The organism is Wolbachia endosymbiont of Drosophila leontia (assembly GCF_028981785.1).
Classification (GTDB): Bacteria; Pseudomonadota; Alphaproteobacteria; order Rickettsiales; family Anaplasmataceae; genus Wolbachia; species Wolbachia pipientis.
Genome location: NZ_JAPQLK010000168.1, coordinates 1 through 1,733, shown reverse-complemented (window position 1 = coordinate 1,733; position 1,733 = coordinate 1). Strand labels below are relative to the sequence as shown.

The 1,733-nt window shown below is 38.9% G+C and carries 1 protein-coding gene; it reads left to right on the top strand.

Features of this window, described 5'->3' with window-relative positions:
- Positions 1–202: 202 nt before the first annotated feature.
- Positions 203–1,606 (top strand): NAD(P)H-dependent flavin oxidoreductase, encoded by a 1,404-nt coding sequence (locus tag OZD63_RS05740; RefSeq protein WP_275008351.1) that lies wholly within the window; start codon positions 203–205, stop codon positions 1,604–1,606.
- The last annotated feature ends 127 nt before the right edge of the window (positions 1,607–1,733 follow it).

Below are 1,733 nucleotides of genomic sequence, written 5' to 3'. Positions count from 1 at the left end.
TTGTACGTTACCTACTATCCGAAGAGCGATGCAACAAAGCCATTCCAGTGTCAAGCACTGGAATGACACCCTTCCGATGGGAACTGCTCTCAAACTACAACAGCATGAGCAGCTATAGAAGCTTTAATGATACAAGAAAAAATAAACAGCTATCATTTTTTTAGTAATTAAGTAAAATAGAGTGAAAGATTGCGAGGAAGTTTTGAAAAATAAGATAAAAAAGATAGTAATTTCAGGAAAGGAAGTGTGGCCAATCATCGAGGGCGGCAAAGGCATTGCAGTTAGTGATGGAAGATCAAGCGGAGCATTTGCTGCAGCAGATGCTGTGGGTACATTTTCTGGTGCAAATGCTAAGCTTATTGATGATAATGGCGAGTTAGTGCCACTAATTTATAAAGGCAAAACAAGAAATGAAAAGCATAGTGAATTGATTGAGTATAGTATTGAAGCTGGAATTAGTCAGGCAAGAATAGCAAATGAAATATCAAAAGGTCATGGAAGAATACACATGAATGTACTTTGGGAGATGGGAGCAGCAGAACGCGTGCTTCATGGCATATTAGAAGGAGCGAAAGGTTTGATTCATGGTATTACCTGCGGTGCTGGTATGCCTTATAGGCTTGGAGAAATTGCAGCTAAATATCAGGTTTATTATTACCCTATTATCTCATCGGTGCGTGCTTTTAAAGCATTATGGAAGCGTGCTTACCAAAGAATATCTTCCTATTTGCTTGGTGGAGTAGTGTATGAAGATCCATGGCTTGCTGGAGGGCACAATGGACTGAGTAACAGTGAAGACCCAGAGCTACCACAGGCTCCATTTGAAAGAGTTGCAGAGCTTAGATCTTTCATGAACGAGATCGGTCTTTCAGAAACACCAATTGTTATGGCAGGAGGAGTGTGGCATTTGAAAGATTGGGAACATTGGTTTGACAATCTGCAAATTGGACCAATAGCTTTTCAGTTTGGCACTCGTCCACTTTTGACGAAAGAAAGCCCAATTTCTGCAGAGTGGAAAAAGAAGCTACTCACTTTAGAAGAAGGTGATGTATTTTTAAATAAATTCAGTCCAACAGGGTTTTACTCATCTGCAGTAAAAAATAACTTCATACGTGAGTTGCAGGAACGGAATTCACGTCAAATAAAGTTTTCAGAAAATGCTAGCGAAGAATTTAATAATGAATTTGCAATGGGTAGCAGAGGTAGAAAGATCTACCTTACTGCAAAAGACAAAGAACTGGCAAATACATGGACTAAAGCAGGGTATACAGAAGCAATGAAAACTCCAGATACAACTGTTATTTTTGTGACGCCAGGCAGGTTTACAGAGATAAGACAAGATCAAATCAATTGTGTGGGATGCTTAAGTCATTGTTTGTTTAGCAATTGGAAAGATCATGGTGATCATTCAACAGGACGAAAGCCAGATCCGCGTAGTTTTTGCATACAAAAAACACTGCAAAACATTATACAGGGTGGTGATATTGAGAACGAACTCATGTTTTCCGGGCACAATGTGTACAAATTTAAGCAAGATCCATTTTATGAGAATGGCTACGTACCGGCAGTAAAAGAACTGGTGGAAAGGATATTGACTGGGTATTGAGTCAGTGACCTTACCCAGAAAAAGTGGAGAGAAAGCGTGGAATGTTTTTTACAAAAGGAATGATGCATCAAATTGTTCTGGAATGCAATAGTTAATAGTGACGTTGTTTGTTATAAAAAATTTCTAT